The sequence below is a fragment of the Flavobacterium gossypii genome, assembly GCF_014138495.1.
GTDB lineage: Bacteria > Bacteroidota > Bacteroidia > Flavobacteriales > Flavobacteriaceae > Flavobacterium > Flavobacterium endophyticum.
In genome coordinates, this window is record NZ_JACJIS010000002.1 from 208,075 (window position 1) to 225,999 (window position 17,925).

Consider the following 17,925-nt stretch of genomic DNA (forward strand, 5'->3'; position numbering starts at 1 on the left):
AACTAGAAAAACACACAGGAAAATTAATTATTATATTTGAAGCTACTGAGTTCCATAAAATTAAAATGATACATAAAACTGCTTACCACACCCTATTTTTCTTCCTATTTTCATTCGGTATTCTGAATGCCCAACAGCCGCAGAAATTAAATTCTGGCGAAATCTACGAACAAGTACAAAAACTAAATTTTCTAGGTTCGGTTTTATACGTAGCCGCACATCCAGATGATGAAAATACTAAGCTTATTTCTTATTTTTCTAATGAAATTAAAGCCAGAACGGCCTATCTTTCTTTGACTCGAGGCGATGGCGGACAGAACTTAATAGGTGCAGAACTCCGAGAACTACTTGGCGTCTTGAGAACCCAAGAGCTATTGGCCGCCAGAAGAATCGATGGCGGGGAACAACTATTTTCTCGTGCCAACGATTTCGGCTTTTCTAAAGAACCAAATGAAACTTTTTCGATCTGGGACAAAAATCAGGTCTTAAGCGATGTCGTTTTGGCTATCCGAAAATTCAGGCCCGATATTATTATCAATCGCTTTGACCATAGAAGTCCGGGAACCACGCACGGACATCATACCGCTTCTGCTATGCTCAGCATGGAAGCTTTTGATTTGGCCGCAAACAAGAAAAGCTATCCAGAACAGCTCTCTTCATGGGAAACCTGGCAACCAAAACGAATATTTTTTAATACTTCGTGGTGGTTTTATGGCTCAGAAGAAAAATTTGAACAGGCAGACAAAAGCAAGATGATTGCAATCAACGCAGGCGTCTATTTTGGAATAAAAGGTAAAAGCAATGGCGAAATTGCCGCCTTAAGCAGAAGCCAGCACAAATGCCAAGGCTTCGGTACTTTAGGAACTCGCGGCGACGAAATGGAATATATCGAATTTCTAAAAGGCGATTTTCCAAAAGACAAAAACAATTTATTTGATGGCATAAACACCACTTGGACAAGAGTCAAAGGTGGCGAAGCCATCGGAAAGATACTAAATGAAGTCCAAGCTAATTTCAACTTTAATGATCCTTCCGTACATCTTCCAAAATTGATTGAAGCGTACAATCTCATCAGCAAGTTAGAAGACGAGCATTGGAGAACCATCAAAAAACAAGAGCTTGAAACTATTATCCTAGCTTCTGCAGGATTGTTCTTAGAAGGTACTTCTTCAGAACAAAGCACCAATCCAAATAATGAATTTACATTGAGGCTCGAGGCCGTAAATCGAAGCAGCCAAGATATCGAATTGATCGAAGTCAGCTTTCTAAATAATCCTGAAAACGGGAAAATTTCAGGCAAAAAGCTTGATAAAAACAGTCTCTTCAAAGCCGAAAAGAAATTACGTACCGCGCTTGGAACACCTTACACCTCGCCTTATTGGCTAAATGAAAAAGGAACTTTAGGAATGTATTCCGTAAAAGACATGGCCTTGATAGGAAAACCGGATACTGAAAAGCTCAAATTAAAATGGATCCTGAAAATTGCAGGACAGCCTTTTGATGTCTACAGAGAAATTATCTACAAATATTCAGATCCTGAAAAAGGCGAAGTATATCAGCCTTTTGAAGTCCTGCCCGAAGCAACAGCGCTCGTTTTGGATGATGTGACTATTTTCCCAGATTCTAGACAAAAGCCAATTTCTGTAAAGATAAAAGCGGGGAAAGCAAACTTAAAAGGCGGCATTAGCCTTCAAGTGCCACAAGGCTGGAAAGTTTCTCCTGAAACTATCGATTTTGAAATCGCCATGAAAAATGACGAAAAGATTGTTATTTTCAACGTCACGCCGCCTGCTTCAGAAAACAAAGGAATCATTTCGCCTGTAATCACTTCTGAAGGGAAAAAATATGGACAGAAATTGACAACCATTCAGTACGATCATATTCCAAAACAATCTGTTTTGATGCCTTCCGAAGCTTCTGTCGTACGATTGGACATTAAAAGAGAGGGACAGACTATCGGTTATATTGAAGGTGCTGGAGATGAAATTCCGCAGAGTCTGAAACAAATCGGTTATGATGTACGAATCATAAAGCCGAATGAAATTACAGAAACTTCTTTGGCTGGATTTGACGCCATCGTAATGGGAATTCGTGCGTATAACGTAATTTCTGACCTGCAATTCAAACAGCGCTATCTTTTGGAATATGTAAAAAATGGAGGTAATTTGATCGTGCAATACAATACTTCTGGAAGACGTGGATTCAATGTACCAGATTTTTCTCCTTACGAACTGAATCTTTCGAGTGACAGGGTTACCGATGAAAATGCAAAAGTTTCGTTTCTGAACGCAACGCATTCCGTTTTAAATCATCCTAATAAGATAACAGAAACCGATTTCCAAGGCTGGGTTCAAGAAAGAGGATTATATTTCCCTGATAAATGGGCGCCTGAGTTCACGCCTATCCTTGGCATGAAAGATTTAGGCGAATCTGAAAAACAAGGCAGCCTTTTAATCGCGAATTACGGAAAAGGATATTATATTTACACAGGATTAAGCTTTTTTAGGGAATTGCCAGCCGGCGTTCCAGGTGCATTTAAGCTTTTTACCAATCTTATTTCCGTAGGAAAAAAGGAAAAATCATAAAAATAATGGAAGAAAAGAAATTAAGAAGCTGGAAAAGAAATTACACCTTGGTGCTTGTAATGAACGCCCTGTACATTCTGATTTTTTACTTTATAATGCAATATTTTTCATAAATGCAGGTAATCGACTGGGTAGTTTTAATCATTACGCTTTTTTTCATCGTCTTTTATGGTGCCTGGAAAACTCGAGGCAGTAAAAACGTGCAGGATTATATCTTGGGGAACAATGAGACTCCTTGGTATACCGTGGGAATTTCTGTAATGGCAACCCAGGCCAGCGCTATTACCTTCCTTTCTACTCCAGGACAGGCTTTTAATGACGGAATGGGCTTCGTGCAATTTTACTTCGGACTTCCGTTGGCGATGATTATCATCTGCATCACCTTTATTCCCATTTATCATAGGCTCAAAGTATATACCGTTTATGAGTTTTTAGAACAACGTTTTGACCTTAAGACTCGTTCGCTTGCAGCCATATTATTCCTGATACAAAGAGGCTTTTCTACTGGAATTACAATTTATGCGCCAGCAATTGTATTGTCTTCTATATTGGGATGGAACTTGAATCTGATGAATATCGTTATCGGTATTTTAATCATCATCTACACGATGACCGGCGGCACAAAAGCGGTTAACGTTACCCAGAAACAGCAGATGTTTATCATCATGTCGGGAATGTTCATCGCCTTTTTTATAATATTAAGCTTATTGCCAAAAGAGGTTTCTTTCAATAATGCCTTGCAGATTGCCGGCGTAAACGACAAGATGAATATTCTTGATTTTTCTTTAGATAAAGAAAAAAGATATACCGTTTGGACCGGATTGACAGGAGGCCTATTCTTGGCCCTCTCCTATTTCGGGACTGACCAATCTCAAGCACAACGTTATTTATCAGGGAAATCGGTCAGAGAAAGCCAAATGGGGCTTGTCTTTAATGCGCTTTTAAAAGTGCCGATGCAGTTCTTCATTCTTTTGGTCGGAATTATGGTCTATGTTTTTTTCCAGTTCCAGTCCGTGCCAATCAATTTCAATCCAAATAGCAAGGCGAGTATTGAAAAGTCTGTCTATGCCACCGACTATAAAAAGCTAGAAGGCGAATTGGTGGATATCGCTTCAGAGAAAAAGGAAGTAACGCTGGCGTATGTCAATCAGCTAAATATTGAAACCGACAATAAAGTCTTAAAAAACAGAATCATCGCGTTAGGAGAAAAAGAAAAAACGCTTCGCGAGAATGCTAAAGTCTTAATCAGCAAAGCCAACAAGAAAAACAAGACTACAGATAGCGATTACGTATTTATACATTTTATTATCCATTACCTTCCAAAAGGATTTATCGGACTTCTGCTCGCCGTAATTATCTGCGCGGCCATGTCGTCTACTGCCGCAGGAATCAATTCTTTGGCATCTACAACTGTAATCGATATCTACAAAAGAAATATCAAAACAGAAAAGTCCGAAGCGCATTTTGTGAAAGCTTCCAAAGGATTTACGTTGCTTTGGGGTATGATTGCTATCCTATTTGCTTGTTTTGGTACATTGTTTGAAAACTTGATCCAGTTCGTAAATATCATCGGTTCTATATTTTATGGTACTATTTTAGGGATTTTCTTGGTAGCTTTCTATATAAAATATGTAAAAGCACAAGCCATTTTCTGGGCCGCAGTTTTCAGCCAGATTGCGATATTTATAATTTATTATCTGGCCATCTACATCTTCCCTCCTGGAAAAGAAAAATTGAGCTACTTATGGCTGAACTTTATCGGAGTTATCATCACGATTATTGTTTCGGTAACGGTGCAATATTTCAGAAATTCTAATACTAAGCAACAATAAAAAAAGCTGATTGCAATGCAATCAGCTTTATATAAAATTATAACAGAATGGTTATTATTTCTTGCTCCATTCAGCAATACTGTCTTTGTTCATTTTTACATAATCAGCATTATTTGCTTTTTCAGCAGCAGCCAGAGACAATTTAGCCGTTTCGATAGCACCTTTTTTATCTCCCAATTTCGACTGGATCAACGATTTTTGTCTTAAATACCAGAACGGCGCATCACCTTTTGATTTTTCAATCGCAGCATTTACCCAAGTCAAGGCTTTATTCATGTCGCCGTTAGATTGGTAGTAATATTGTGCAGAAGCAAAATAATCATCCCCAGAAGGTCCTGATAATGTAGATTCGATGCTTGCCATCGCTGTCTTTTGCGTAGGAACATCAAACTTAACCGCTATAAGAGTTTTTTCCCAAGAAATTTCCAAGCTTCCTGAATCATTACTGATATTGTTAACTGCAATCGTCAAAGTTTCCACATTTCTGTTTAGGTTTTCTGGTTTTGCAGTTGTTCTAAGAACTACTTTATTTTCGTTCCATTCTGCTGGCAAGCCCCAGTTGTTGGTGTCTTTATAAAAGATAACATCCCAAGAATCTGCTTTAGGAACTGTAAACAGGCTGTAGCTTCCTTTAGGTAAGTCTTTTCCGCCAATTTTTACATCTTCGCTGAAAGTGACTACCGTATTACCGTTAGCTCCAGTTCTCCAAGTTTTTCCAAAAGGAACCAAGTCTCCGAAAATAGTTCTCCCTTTGCTGCTCGGACGAGAATATTCAATATGCACCTCAGTTAATCCGACTACTTGCGTTACATCAGATTTTGGACTTGGCTGTGGCGTTTTTACTTGTGCCTCAGCAGTTAAAGTAATTAGAAGCAATCCTGCAGCAATAATTATCTTTTTCATATAAATTATAGTTTTTGATTTAATGTCTGCGAATTTAATAATTCCAAATTACTTATTTGTTAAATAAAACCAAGAAAAAAGTATTATATTGTTTAACTATATTAGCTTTTAATTAAACAATATGATATTTTTGTAGTATGAAATTATATACGCTGCATACAAAACAAAAGCTGCCGATCACTGTCGACGAAGCTTGGAAATTTATTGCCGATCCAAAAAACCTAGAAGTAATCACTCCAAAATCGATGGGGTTCAAGACGATTTCTGGCGATGAAAAAGCAATGTTTGCAGGCCAGATCATCCATTATACGATTACGCCGCTCTTTGGTATTCCGATGCAATGGGTTACCGAAATTACGCATGTCCATGATGGAAAATTCTTTGTCGACGAACAACGATTCGGGCCTTATGCCTTTTGGCATCATAAACATTTCCTGACTCCTATTGCTGGCGGCGTAGAGATGGAGGATATTGTCCATTATAAAGTACCCATGGGAATCTTAGGCCAGCTAGCGCATCCTTTTCTAGTAAAGCCAAAACTTGACGAAATTTTTGCCTTCAGACGAAACAAACTTGTAGAACTTTTTGGTGAATTTAAGCAATAAGCTATGAATATATTTTGGTTTAGGCGTGACTTGAGATTGGAAGACAATCGAGGATTATGGGAAGCTTTGTCCGTCGACGAGACTCTTCCTATTTTTATATTCGACAAGAACATCCTGTCCGAACTTCCAGAAGATGATGCTCGGGTAACTTTTATTTCGCAATTGCTGGAAAAAATCCAAAATCAACTCGAAAAAACAGGAAAATCACTGGCCGTTTTTTATGATAAACCTGAAAATGTTTTTACAAAATTAATTTCTGAAAACCCTATAAAAGCGGTATATACCAATCATGATTACGAACCGTATGCAAGAACTAGAGATTCCGAAATCAAAAACCTTTTGAAATCTAAAAACATTGCATTTCATACTTTTAAGGATCAGGTTATTTTTGAAAAAAGCGAAGTCGCGAAGGAAGATGGAACGCCGTATGTCGTTTATACTCCGTATTCTAAAAAGTGGAAAGAAAATCTTCGAGATAAACCAATAGACTCTTTTCCTTCAGAGAAAAAAATGGGACAAATAGTTCACCATTCTTATCCTTTTCTGACGTTGAAAGATATCGGATTTCTAAAATCTACTATTCCAGTTGAAGATTTTGATATTTCTGATACGGTTATTGAAAATTATAAAGAAACTCGTGATTTCCCAAGTATCGACGGCACTTCACATTTAAGTCCGCACTTACGATTTGGTGCTGTGAGTATCCGAAAAATTGTAAAAAGGGCACTACAGCATAAAAAAGATACTTTTTTGAATGAACTGATTTGGAGAGAATTTTTCATGCAGATACTTTGGCATTTTCCTAATACAGTTACCGAAAGCTTCCGTCCGAAATACGACCATATTAAGTGGCGTAACAACGAAAATGAGTTCCAAAAATGGTGCGAAGGAAACACCGGCTATCCTATTGTTGATGCTGGAATGCGCCAATTGAATGCTACCGGAAATATGCACAACCGCGTAAGGATGATTGTCGCCAGCTTTTTATGCAAGCATCTGTTGATTGACTGGCGCTGGGGCGAAGCCTATTTTGCAGAAAAACTGTTAGACTATGAACAATCTAGCAATATCGGGAATTGGCAATGGGCTGCTGGCTCTGGCGTTGATGCGGCGCCTTATTTCAGGATTTTTAATCCGAGCGAGCAAGTCAAAAAATTTGACAAGGATTTCAAGTACATCAAAAAGTGGGTACCTGAATTCCAAGAACTAAGCTACGTACCGATTGTTGACCACAAAGAAGCCAGAGAAAGATGCCTGAAAGTTTATAAGGAAGCTGTCGGATAGCTTCCTTATCATTACGAATTTATATTTTTTATTTTTTCAAAACTCAGGTCGCTAAAATCAGTCACGATCATATCGGCTTTCGATTGGTCCTGTCCTACTGCAGTTTTGCCTTTATAGGCAATACAAAAAATACCTGCCGCTTTTGCTGCTGTAATGCCATTGGTACTGTCTTCAATAACAATACATTCGTTTATGGGCGCTTTCGAATACGAAGCCGCCTTTAAAAATATCGCGGGATTTGGCTTGGATTCTGGAAAATCTTCACCACTGACTTTGTGCGTAAAGTACGGATTCAGTCCAAAACGCTCGAAAACCTTGTTGATAATCGCCATTTCCGAAGAAGAAGCTACAATCAGCTGCACTCCATTTTCGTATAAGTCAATGATGAGGTCTTTGACGCCGGGCATCAGGTGCAAGTCTTCTTTATTGTCAAACGCTTCTAGAAACAGCTTATTTTTAGCTACAATCAGGTCTTCGACCTCGTGTGTTAGCTGGAATCTGTCTTTTATCTTCTGATAAATCATCTTGTTTGAATTCCCTGTGAACGTATGGTACATTTCATCGGGAACTTCTATATCTAAATCTTTGAATTGTAATAGGCTTACATCATAGTGAACTGGCTCAGTGTCGACTAAGACACCGTCCATATCAAAAATCACGGTTTTAACCATTTTGTTTTACTTTAAATTCTTAATTTTTTCGGCGTTCAGCTCGTTAAAGTGATTGATAATCAGATCTGCTTTTGACAAATCCTGAAGTTTGGTATGTTCGCTGTTATAACCTACGCAAAAAATTCCAGCTGCTTTTGAAGCTTCAATACCGTTGGAACTGTCTTCAATAACAATGCATTCTTCCTTTTTAGCTATGGATAACGAAGCGGCATGTTCGAAAATGGCCGGATGCGGTTTTGATTTCGGAAAATCTTCTCCACTAACGATATCGGAAAAATACTGATGCAGATGAAATCGGTTAAAAACGCGCTCAATCGTAACCTTTGAAGCCGACGATGCCACGATAAGCTGGATGCCGTTTTGGTAAAGGTCTTTAATTAAATCTTCAACTCCTTCTAAAAGGTGCAGGTCTTTTTTGGTATCAAAAGCATCGTTGAAAATGTTTCTTTTTCGCTGTATCAAATCTTCTACGTCATGGTCCAAACCGAAAGCGTGCTTTAATTTCTGGAAAACATTGCGAGTAGAATTTCCTGTGAAAGTCGCAAACATATCGTCTGTTACGGAAATTTCTAGTTCGTCAAAATGCTGGAAATAGGCATATCTATGAACCGGTTCCGTATCAACGATAACGCCGTCCATGTCAAAAATTACTGTTTTTATCATTGTTGTGTTGTGTTGTGTGTTTTTGGTAGAAAATTTTAATTGTGTTCTTCTTTTTTCAATAAATAGCGGATTACCGTTTCTGCCGCATGAAGTCCGAAAAGCCCAGGCATATAGCTGTTCGTTCCGTAAAATGACTTTTTGAAGTTCTTGCCATCGGTCATTCTCAAGCTGGAAGTATCTTGAATTTCAGAAGAATATACGGCTTTTACGCCTTTATCAATCTTTACTTCTTTCAATCTTCTTTTTATGGCTTTGGCCAGATAGCAGTTTTTGGTCTTGCTGATATCCGAAACTTTTACTTTAGCAGCTTCCATTTTCCCGCCTGCGCCCATACTGCTGATAATTTTTATTTTTTTTCTTTTAGAAGCAATGATAAGATTCAGTTTTGGCGTCACGCTGTCGATGCAATCCATGACATAATCAAAATCATTGGTCACGATTTCAAATGCTCTCTCTGGGGAAAGGAATTCTTTTATTTTCGTAAGCTGTAATTCTGGATTTATATCCATCAAACGATCGCCAACTACATCTATTTTTGATACGCCAACTGTAGAATGCAATGCTGGTAATTGTCGGTTGATGTTTGTAATATCTACGACATCGCCATCAACTATGGTCATTTTTCCAACGCCTGCCCTTGCGATAAATTCGGCCGCAAAAGAGCCTACGCCTCCTACTCCGACAATCAATACATTTGAATTCTTTAATTTTTCAAGACCTTCTTTTTTGAATAGCAATTCAGCCCTTTCTGTCCACTGCGCCATTTTTTCTAAATTTATTATAACTGTATTTTAAAAACTTTTTCAAAATTTAATCGGATGATTTCCTGCAATTCACCAGAACTTTTGCTTTTATATCGCGAAGCTATCGCATACACCTCTTCAATGGTTTCATCTAGGGTATCGGTTTCCAAAAAAAACTGGTTGTCAGGAATATTTTTAAAGACCGATTCCAGTTCCGGATTTCTCAACAAATACTTTCCGAAAGAAAGATAAAATCCGTTGCTTAGTAGCTGTTTTGCCAGCTGCTCGTTTTTTGAAAATCCGTGGATAATCATCGGAACCGTTATTCCCAAATCATTTTTAATTGCAATTAATTCCTGAAAAGAAGCCACGCAATGAATTACAACTGGCTTTTGGTATTTTTCTGCCAAAAGCAATTGTTTCCTGAATACTTCTTCTTGCAAATCAAACGGAACTTCAATCCTTTTGTCCAAGCCGCATTCTCCTATTGCCAAGCAATTTGCAGATTGCAGTTTTTCTTCAATAATCCTCAAATCTTCTCCTATCCTATCTTCTACAATATACCAAGGATGGATTCCTATCGAATAAAACGGAATGGATTCCTTAAATTCCTGCGGATACTGATTCACCAATTCAAGGCAATCGGAATGGTTTGAGAATTTGTGCGTATGGAGATTGTATAGCAAAACTTATTTTTTAAATTTTTTCACGCCGGCCTTGATTTCAATTTTAAGGTCATTTTCTTGTGGCGGAATCGGACAAGAATATTTGTGATTGTAAGCGCAATACGGGTTGTATGCTGTATTAAAATCAATCGCAATCGTATCGCCTTCAGGAATTTTCAGATCGACATATCTTCCACCGCCATAGCTTTCCACGCCCGAAGTCAAATCTGTGAAAGGCAAGAAAAGTGCGTCTTTGTATTTGTCAATTTTCTTCAAATCTTGGCTTTGGTAGATATTCAGCTTGAAATGCTTGCCGTTGATCGAAAAATGCGCTTCTCCATATTTTACGTAGATTGGCTTTCGAGATGTTGTCGTCGGCATTTCAAAAGGTTTTTCATCGGGAGTCCTTACAAATTTTGCGTTTACAAAAAACTTTTCGCTGATCGGATAAAAATCCAACGACTTGAATTCTTTCCAATCTTTTTTGAGCAACGGACTTTTTACAGAATCAGCATATTCTGTATTGATTTCTTTTTGAAAAGCAATAACAGAATCTTTTACAAAACTTTTTTGTGCGGATGAGACCACAGCTGCCAGCAAAAACAAGAGGTTTAGAAAGCTTTTCACAGTTTTTAATTTTAGGCAAAAATAAGCAAAATAATCGATTACAGATTCTAAAAAAAGGAATCCAAACTTTGTAACTTTGTGTCAAATTCACAATTCAATGCTCCAAAAAGCTTTCAAACGCTACATCGATTCTTTTAGAGGCTTTACAAAAGAAATCTGGATACTTACACTGATTACTTTTATCAACAGGGCCGGAACAATGGTACTGCCTTTTCTTTCAAAATACTTGAAAGAAGACCTTCATTTCACCTATAGCCAAGTCGGATGGGTCATGGTCTGCTTCGGTTCGGGTTCGATGATTGGTTCTTGGCTTGGCGGAAAGCTTTCGGACAAAATAGGGTTTTACAAAATAATGATTTTCAGCCTTCTGACCAGCGGATTATTATTGATTTCTGTACAGTTTGTGACCTCTTTTGAAGGCTTGTGCATTGCCATGTTCGGTATCATGATCATTGCGGATATGTTCCGTCCCGCCATGTATGTTTCCCTCGGAGCGTATGCCAAACCCGAAAACAGAACGCGTGCTTTTACGCTGGTACGCTTGGCCGTGAATTTAGGCTTCGCTGCCGGACCGGCTTTGGGAGGATTGATTATCATGGGAATAGGCTACAAAGGATTATTTTGGATTGACGGCGCTTCGTGTATCATTTCTATACTGATTTTTGCATTACTAGTAAAAGAGAAGAAAAAATCGCCTTATGAAGACCACAAGAATTTTGAAGAAAAAATCGTAAAATCGGTATTCCGCGATGCTCCTTTTTGGGTTTTCCTTTTTGGAAGCTATGTTACGGCGCTTATTTTTTTCCAATTGTTTACAACGCTTCCCTTGTATCATGCAGAATGGTATCATATTACCGAGTTCCAGACCGGATTATTGATGTCTTTCAACGGACTGCTCATATTCTTCTTAGAAATGCCAACGGTCACCTTCCTTGAAAGAAAAAAGGTAAACCGTCTAAAAATTATTCTTTGGGGTACCTTTTTCGTTAGCTTAAGCTTTTTTGTATTGCTTTTTGACAACTGGGTGGGCATCTTGGTCATTAGCATGGTCTTTATTACTATAGGAGAAATGCTGAACTTTCCGTTTTCAAATAGCTTTGCGATGAGCCGAGCTCCAAAAGGACACGAAGGCCGCTATATGGCTTTGTTTACGATGAGCTTCAGCCTTGCGCATGTCACCAGCGCTAAATTAGGTATGGAAATTATTTCCCGCTTCGGCTACAATGCAAATTGGATAGTAATGGGAACTTTGGGCCTTCTCTCTTGCGCCAGCATCATTTACTTGAAACGAATGGTCTTAAAAAACAAATAGCTTATTTTAAATAACAAAGGCGTTTTTCTAAACTCCTTTGCTTTCGGCATTACATTTTTGATTAATTTAGCTTACAATTTCATTTTTATTACACCTTTAAATATCAACTATTTACAAATAAAAAAGACATAAAAACTAAAAAAATAGTTTAATAACTAAAAAAATAGTTTGCAAACTAAAAATTTAGTTGTAAGTTTGTCTCGTTAAAGGGTTAGATTGGTATTTCTCTTGAACGTTCTATCTTGGAACGTTCGGGAGACTTCCAAAAAAATAAAAAAGAAAGATGCAAAAATTAACAAACAAAGAGGAAGAAGTAATGCACATTTTATGGAGACTTGAAAAAGCTTTCGTAAAAGAGATAATGGCCGAAATCAAAGAAGACCAGCCACATTACAACACACTCTCAACCATTGTGAGAATATTGGAAGAAAAAGGTTTCGTATCGCATACAGCTTTCGGAAACTCGCACCAGTATTATCCTATCGTAGCCATTGAAGACTATAGAAAACGTTTTATGACTACAGCAATTGACAATTATTTTGACAGCTCTTATAAAAACCTAGTCTCCTTTTTTGCTGAAGAAGAAAAGATTTCTGCCGACGAATTACGTGAGATTTTAGACATGATCGAAAAAAAGAAATAAGCATGGAAAACTTCATCCTCTATTTTGCAAAAGCATCTGCCCTATTGGCCGTGTTCTTTCTAGCCTACTATTTCCTGTTGCGAAAAGAGACATTCTTTACGTCTAACAGATGGTTCCTCTTGGCTGGGATACTAACCTCATTGGCTTTGCCACTTGTTATTTTCAAAAAAATAGTGTGGACAGAACCTGTCGTAAGGCACTATGTACCCGTAGAAACAGGGGCATATCCTATGACTTACGTTAGTGATTTTCCAAAAACCGAAATACCACCAATAATTCAAGAGCCTTCGTTGGAGATTAACTGGCTGTATGTTGTGGCCGGAATCTACCTTATCGGGATGCTTTTCTTCTTAGGAAAATTTATTCGAGACTTTTGGGCACTGAAAAAAATATTTAAAAACCAGACGATAGAAACTTGCGGCAGTTTTAAGCTTGTGGATACGGATAGAATACAGTCGCCTTTTTCATTTTTTAATTATATCGTTTACAATTCAAACCGTTTCAGGCAAGAAGAATTAGATAACATTTTAGAACATGAGAAAGTACATAGCTCGCAGATGCATTCGGCCGACATGATCATAAGCCAATTATTCTGCATTGCCTTTTGGTTTAATCCTTTTGCCTGGTTACATAAAAAAGCTATTGTCCAAAACTTAGAATTTATTGCCGATTCGACAGCCTTAAAAATGGTTTCGGACCGAATCATATACCAAAAAACATTATTAAAAGTAAGTGCACCTCATCACTGCATTCCAATTACTAATCATTTTTTTCAATCATTAATCAAAAAGCGAATCGTTATGTTAAACACAGATCAATCAAAAAAGCGAAATTCTTGGAAATACGCAATCGTATTGCCATTACTGACAGTTTTCATGCTTCAGTTTCAAGTAGAAACCGTAGCGCAGGAGAAATCTTCAAAAAAAGCAATCCAGGAAACAAATCCTTATGAATTCAAGATCGATAAAAATTCTACGGATGACTACTTAAAACTGCAATCAGAGATTTTTAAGAAGAATAATGGAATCGACGTGAAGTTTTCAAAAGTCAAAAGAAATGCCGACAAGGAAATCGTGGCCATCAAGACAACTTATAAAGACAAGGATGGCAATTCAGGAAATTCATACCTAAAAAGCGACGAACCGATCCAGCCTTTTGTATTGAAAAAAGAAGATGATAAAGTCGTTATTTCTAGCCCTAAGAACACATTCTACGGCAGAACTACAAACGGATCTTCTGTAGTAGTATCAGCCGACAAGCTTGAAATGCCAACACCTCCTACTCCGCCAACACCGCCAGTAATGCCTGCAATGCCAGCAATGCCAAATACGCCACCGGTTCCACAATTCCCAACACCTCCAATGCCTCCAACTGTTGCTTATAACGAAGACAGCAAAGAATGGAAAGAATTTGAGAAAAAGATGAAGGAATTTGAAACTAAGATGGAAGCTAAAGACGGCGAAATGGCAAAATTCGAAAAAGCCATGGAAAAATATGGTGAAGAAATGGAAGCTGCCTTCTCAAAAGACTTCGAAAAACAAATGGAAGAGTTTGAAAAGAAAATGGAAATCTTTGAAGAGCAGATGGAAGCCTATGCAAAACAGATGGAAGAACAAATGGAAAAAAACTTAAGATAAGACAAAACAAGAAAGCAAAAGGCTGTCCTAAAAAGACAGCCTTTTTTTGTATCTTTAAATAAAAAGAAAAGTCATGTTCAAACTATTAGCAAAACTAAACAAATGGCTGCTGCCCAACTACACCAAGAAAGGCTTAGACTTAGCCAAGGCAACCAAATGGCAAAAAGCAATCATTGCCTGGAAATATTATGTCACGACCCATGCGTTAGATTAATATTTCAAGGGAGAAAAGATATCATACTGTTTGATTTTTTCCCTGCCGTTGAGAAAAGTAAGCTCCATCAAGAAATTACACTGTACGATTTCCCCGCCTAGCCTTTCAACCAATTCGCACATCGCTTTTGCCGTTCCGCCAGTAGCCAAAACATCATCATGGATTAATACTCTGTCGCCTTTTTTTATAGCATCGGTATGCATTTCTAAGGTATCGGTGCCATATTCCAGTTCATACGTCGCTGCAATGGTCGTAAACGGAAGCTTCTTCGGCTTTCTCACAGGAACAAACCCCGCTCCCAATCGATACGCCAAAAGCGTAGCAAAAAAGAAGCCGCGGCTCTCTGCTCCTACTACTTTATCAATCTTTTTATCTTTTAAGCTATTGATTAGCAGTTCTAAACACGCTTTTGAAGCCTCTGCATCAGCCAAAAGAGGCGTTATATCTTTAAAAACAATTCCTGGTTTCGGAAAATCCTGAATATCACGGATGTACTTTTCTATTGACATTTTTATTACATTTAATTTCAAAATTGATTTGCAAGATAAACATAATTTCCTATATTTGCACCCGCATTAAGGCCTCGTGGCGCAACTGAATAGCGCATCTGATTACGGCTCAGAAGGTTACTGGTTTGAATCCAGTCGAGGTCACTAAAGGGACAAAAGATAATTTATCTTTTGTCCCTTTTTATTTGACCCAGCTACTAGAAAACAAAGACATAATTTGCAATGTTCCTATGTCTGTACAAACTTTTTACCATTTGATAAATCCTATAAAGATCCTATTTACTAATTTTCCGTTATGAAAGAACTTACAGACTTCTTATTACAATTCGGAAACCTGAACACTCAGCAGATTGACCTCATCGGCAGCAAGACTGAGGAACTGTTACTTAAGAAAGAGGCATATTTCTCAGAAGCAGGAAAAATTCCAAACCAGGTCGGCTTTGTTTTGGAAGGGATTCTGCGGGTCTGCTATTACGACAACAAGGGCGAAGAAGTCACCAAATATTTCGGCGACGAAAATCACCTCATTGTTGACTGGCATCATTTCGAGGCAAAAATTCCTGCTTCAGAATACGTCCAAGCTGTTACCGAATGTAAACTGCTCGTATTTTCCCGAAAAGACTGGGAAGAACTGTCCAATACTATTATCGGATGGGACGCTATTGTCAATAAAATTATCCAAAAGGCACTCATAGAAAAACTAGACCGAAGAAGTCCGCTAGTTTCAGAAGATGCCACGACACGATACCTGACATTCTTAGAAAAATTTCCCTCTATCGCCAATCGCGTCCCACTTTCTTATATCGCTTCTTATTTGGGCGTCACGCAGCAGTCGCTGAGCCGAATCAGGAAGAACATCCGTTGACCCTGATTTGCATGCACAGAGTCAGATTGGACTGAAAATCGCTTTTTACCAAATGGTAAATGGTTTTATTCTTTTCAGGGCCAACTTTGCATTGTTAATCTTAAATCAGCAAAAATGAAAAAAGCACTTATTACAGGAGCTAATAAAGGTATTGGCTTTGAGGCCGCGAGACAATTATTGCAAAAAGGCTTTTATGTCTATCTGGGAAGTAGAAATTTGGAAAGCGGACTGCAAGCAGTCGACAAATTAAAATCGGAAGGATTGTCTAATGCAGAAGCCATCCAGATGGATGTCGCCAGTGACGAATCCGTAAAAGAAGCCCGTTTGGCAATCGGTAGCAAGACAGACGTTTTGGATGTTCTCATCAACAATGCCGGAATTACAGGAGTAAAACTACAAGAAGACGGAAACTTTATCCCGCAGACTGCAACCGATACTAGCGTTGACATCTTTAAGGAAGTATACGAAACCAACGTCTATGGCGTAATAAGAGTGACGCAGGCTTTTCTGGATCTGCTAAAAAAATCAGACGAGCCGAGAATTGTAATGGTAAGCTCCAGCCAAGGTTCTATTACATTGCACAGCGATCCATCCTACAAATATTACAACCATAAGGGAGCGGTCTATCTATCCTCTAAATCCGCCCTAAATATGTACACTGTAAACTTGGCTTACGAATTGGGCGATACCAATTTCAAGATCAATGCCGTAAGTCCCGGTTTTACCAAAACCGATCTAAACTATAACAGAGGCACAGGCACGGTTGAAGATGCTGGAAAACGAATAGTAAAATACGCCCTGATAGGCAACGATGGCGTAACAGGAAAATTTTTCTGCGAAGAAACCAATCCTGAAACAGGAGAAATTCCGTGGTAGAATTTTATTTTACAAAACTTAAAAAGGCGACCAATGGTCGCCTTTTTACTTTCATTAATCTTCTGTCTTAAAAACCATAGACGCCTCCGCCAACGGTGATTTTCTCTCCGGTAATCCATGCCGCATCATCAGAAGCAAGAAATACGGCAACTTTTGCAATATCATCTGGCTGACCCGTACGACCCAGCGGTGTTTTAGAAACAAAATTTGCTTCCGCCTCGCTGCCGATAAACCCTGCGCTATGAGAACCCTCAGTCTCTACAATACCTGGCAGAATAGAATTGATACGGATATTTCTTCCTGCAAATTCTTTAGATAAAGAAATAGTAATAGCATCTAGCGCTGTTTTTGTCGCTGAATAAACCGAACCGGTAGGCAAAGGCGAGTTGCTCGCCCCCGAACTGATATTAATAATGTTACCTCCCTTATCGCCAAAAAGCTTCAAAGACTCCTGTATGGCAAGTATGGATCCCAAGACATTGATATTAAAAGAACGATGGAACGTTTCTGCCGATACTTGTTCAATAGGCTCATACAGATAAATACCTGCATTGTTTACCAAAATATCTAATGTGCCGAAAGCCTTTTTGGTCTCTTCATGTAATCTAGCCACATCAGCTTCTTTTGATACATCGCCCTGCACTGCAATGGCTGTTCCTCCCTGATCGGTTATTGCGCTGACTACTTTTTCGGCGTCTTCTTTGCTCGAAGCATAATTCACTACAACCTTTGCCCCTTCTGCGGCAAAATATTTTGCAATCGAAGCCCCTATTCCTTTTGATGCCCCTGTAACTATGGCTACCTTATCTTTTAATCTGTTCATTTTTATTTTATTTAAAGTGAGATGCAAAGCTATAGACATTACATTTATTTAAGTAACTTTGTTACCAAAAGTAATAGTAACAAACAGGTAACAAAGTAACACCGTATGGAATTGGAATGTAAACCTCGTGTAGAACAACAGCACAAAAAGGAAATGATGGCTGTCCAGGATTCAATGGATGTATTGAGTGGCAAGTGGAAGATCTCCATCCTCTCCTCTATTTGCTACTACAACAAAAGAAGATTTTCGGATATACTCAATGATGTCGTAGGCATTTCCAACAAAATGCTAAGCAAAGAGCTGAAAGAATTAGAAATAAACAAACTTATCAAGCGAACTGTTTTAGACACGCAGCCCATAACAGTACAGTACGAACTTACGGATCATGGCCTAACCCTAAGAACGATAATTAATTATCTGACAGAATGGGGAATAGAACACCGTAAAAAAATTATCGAACAATAGTTG

The 17,925-nt window shown here is 38.4% G+C and carries 19 protein-coding genes and 1 tRNA gene; 12 read left to right on the forward strand and 8 right to left on the reverse strand.

The window, feature by feature from the left end; translation table 11 throughout:
* The first annotated feature begins 65 nt into the window (after positions 1-65).
* Entirely contained in the window at positions 66-2,585 is a 2,520-nt protein-coding gene (locus GGR22_RS10860) for a PIG-L family deacetylase (RefSeq protein WP_182493682.1), read from the forward strand.
* Between the two features lie 113 nt (positions 2,586-2,698).
* The gene (locus GGR22_RS10865) at positions 2,699-4,417 is read left to right on the forward strand and encodes a sodium:solute symporter (protein WP_182493683.1); all 1,719 of its coding nucleotides are present in this window, start codon (positions 2,699-2,701) and stop codon (positions 4,415-4,417) included.
* Between the two features lie 54 nt (positions 4,418-4,471).
* Here the strand turns inward: GGR22_RS10865 and GGR22_RS10870 are convergent, their stop codons facing one another.
* Positions 4,472-5,320, reverse strand: a complete 849-nt coding sequence (locus GGR22_RS10870; RefSeq protein ID WP_182493684.1) for a DUF2911 domain-containing protein — start codon at positions 5,318-5,320, stop codon at positions 4,472-4,474.
* Between the two features lie 137 nt (positions 5,321-5,457).
* Between GGR22_RS10870 and GGR22_RS10875 the strand changes: the two genes are divergently transcribed.
* Both GGR22_RS10875 and GGR22_RS10880 read left to right on the forward strand, forming a co-directional pair.
* On the forward strand, positions 5,458-5,925 hold the full coding sequence (locus GGR22_RS10875) for an SRPBCC family protein (RefSeq protein ID WP_182493685.1): 468 nt from the start codon (positions 5,458-5,460) through the stop codon (positions 5,923-5,925).
* 3 nt (positions 5,926-5,928) lie between these two features.
* Positions 5,929-7,209: a cryptochrome/photolyase family protein gene (locus tag GGR22_RS10880; protein ID WP_182493686.1), complete on the forward strand. Its 1,281-nt coding sequence runs from the start codon at positions 5,929-5,931 to the stop codon at positions 7,207-7,209.
* Between the two features lie 11 nt (positions 7,210-7,220).
* Here the strand turns inward: GGR22_RS10880 and GGR22_RS10885 are convergent, their stop codons facing one another.
* From GGR22_RS10885 to GGR22_RS10905, 5 genes are read right to left on the reverse strand one after another with little or no spacing between them, the layout of a single operon-like run.
* Positions 7,221-7,880, reverse strand: a complete 660-nt coding sequence (locus GGR22_RS10885; protein ID WP_182493687.1) for an HAD family hydrolase — start codon at positions 7,878-7,880, stop codon at positions 7,221-7,223.
* A gap of 6 nt (positions 7,881-7,886) precedes the next feature.
* On the reverse strand, positions 7,887-8,543 hold the full coding sequence (locus GGR22_RS10890) for an HAD family hydrolase (protein WP_121376469.1): 657 nt from the start codon (positions 8,541-8,543) through the stop codon (positions 7,887-7,889).
* A 35-nt stretch (positions 8,544-8,578) separates the two neighbouring features.
* Entirely contained in the window at positions 8,579-9,307 is a 729-nt protein-coding gene (locus GGR22_RS10895) for a tRNA threonylcarbamoyladenosine dehydratase (RefSeq protein ID WP_182493688.1), read from the reverse strand.
* Positions 9,308-9,321: 14 nt separating this feature from the next.
* Positions 9,322-9,972 (reverse strand): TatD family hydrolase, encoded by a 651-nt coding sequence (locus GGR22_RS10900; protein ID WP_182493689.1) that lies wholly within the window; start codon positions 9,970-9,972, stop codon positions 9,322-9,324.
* A 3-nt stretch (positions 9,973-9,975) separates the two neighbouring features.
* Entirely contained in the window at positions 9,976-10,578 is a 603-nt protein-coding gene (locus GGR22_RS10905; protein WP_182493690.1) for a DUF1684 domain-containing protein, read from the reverse strand.
* A gap of 97 nt (positions 10,579-10,675) precedes the next feature.
* Here GGR22_RS10905 and GGR22_RS10910 point away from each other — a divergent pair, with 97 nt between their 5' ends.
* From GGR22_RS10910 to GGR22_RS10925, 4 genes are all read left to right on the forward strand, one after another.
* The gene (locus GGR22_RS10910) at positions 10,676-11,890 is read left to right on the forward strand and encodes an MDR family MFS transporter (RefSeq protein WP_182493691.1); all 1,215 of its coding nucleotides are present in this window, start codon (positions 10,676-10,678) and stop codon (positions 11,888-11,890) included.
* Between the two features lie 283 nt (positions 11,891-12,173).
* On the forward strand, positions 12,174-12,533 hold the full coding sequence (locus tag GGR22_RS10915) for a BlaI/MecI/CopY family transcriptional regulator (RefSeq protein ID WP_121376474.1): 360 nt from the start codon (positions 12,174-12,176) through the stop codon (positions 12,531-12,533).
* Positions 12,534-12,535: 2 nt separating this feature from the next.
* Positions 12,536-14,170 carry a M56 family metallopeptidase gene (locus GGR22_RS10920; protein WP_182493692.1) on the forward strand — a complete coding sequence of 545 codons (1,635 nt, stop codon included), beginning with the start codon at positions 12,536-12,538 and terminating at the stop codon, positions 14,168-14,170.
* Positions 14,171-14,243: 73 nt separating this feature from the next.
* Positions 14,244-14,384 carry an SsrA-binding protein gene (locus GGR22_RS10925; RefSeq protein WP_182493693.1) on the forward strand — a complete coding sequence of 47 codons (141 nt, stop codon included), beginning with the start codon at positions 14,244-14,246 and terminating at the stop codon, positions 14,382-14,384.
* On the opposite strand, the gene GGR22_RS10930 is transcribed toward GGR22_RS10925, so the two are convergent.
* Entirely contained in the window at positions 14,381-14,893 is a 513-nt protein-coding gene (locus GGR22_RS10930) for an adenine phosphoribosyltransferase (protein WP_182493694.1), read from the reverse strand. The two genes, GGR22_RS10925 and GGR22_RS10930, sit on opposite strands and share 4 nt — an antisense overlap.
* A 70-nt stretch (positions 14,894-14,963) precedes the next feature.
* Between GGR22_RS10930 and GGR22_RS10935 the strand changes: the two genes are divergently transcribed.
* The 3 genes from GGR22_RS10935 to GGR22_RS10945 all read left to right on the forward strand — a co-directional run bounded on the left by GGR22_RS10935 (position 14,964) and on the right by GGR22_RS10945 (position 16,634).
* Positions 14,964-15,037, forward strand: a tRNA-Arg gene (locus GGR22_RS10935).
* A 151-nt stretch (positions 15,038-15,188) separates the two neighbouring features.
* On the forward strand, positions 15,189-15,758 hold the full coding sequence (locus GGR22_RS10940; protein ID WP_182493695.1) for a Crp/Fnr family transcriptional regulator: 570 nt from the start codon (positions 15,189-15,191) through the stop codon (positions 15,756-15,758).
* Positions 15,759-15,872: 114 nt separating this feature from the next.
* The gene (locus GGR22_RS10945) at positions 15,873-16,634 is read left to right on the forward strand and encodes an SDR family oxidoreductase (RefSeq protein ID WP_182493696.1); all 762 of its coding nucleotides are present in this window, start codon (positions 15,873-15,875) and stop codon (positions 16,632-16,634) included.
* 67 nt (positions 16,635-16,701) lie between these two features.
* Here GGR22_RS10945 and GGR22_RS10950 read toward each other — a convergent pair whose 3' ends face one another.
* The gene (locus GGR22_RS10950) at positions 16,702-17,457 is read right to left on the reverse strand and encodes an SDR family NAD(P)-dependent oxidoreductase (protein ID WP_182493697.1); all 756 of its coding nucleotides are present in this window, start codon (positions 17,455-17,457) and stop codon (positions 16,702-16,704) included.
* Between the two features lie 105 nt (positions 17,458-17,562).
* Between GGR22_RS10950 and GGR22_RS10955 the strand changes: the two genes are divergently transcribed.
* Positions 17,563-17,922 (forward strand): winged helix-turn-helix transcriptional regulator, encoded by a 360-nt coding sequence (locus GGR22_RS10955; RefSeq protein WP_220477652.1) that lies wholly within the window; start codon positions 17,563-17,565, stop codon positions 17,920-17,922.
* Positions 17,923-17,925: the final 3 nt, after the last annotated feature.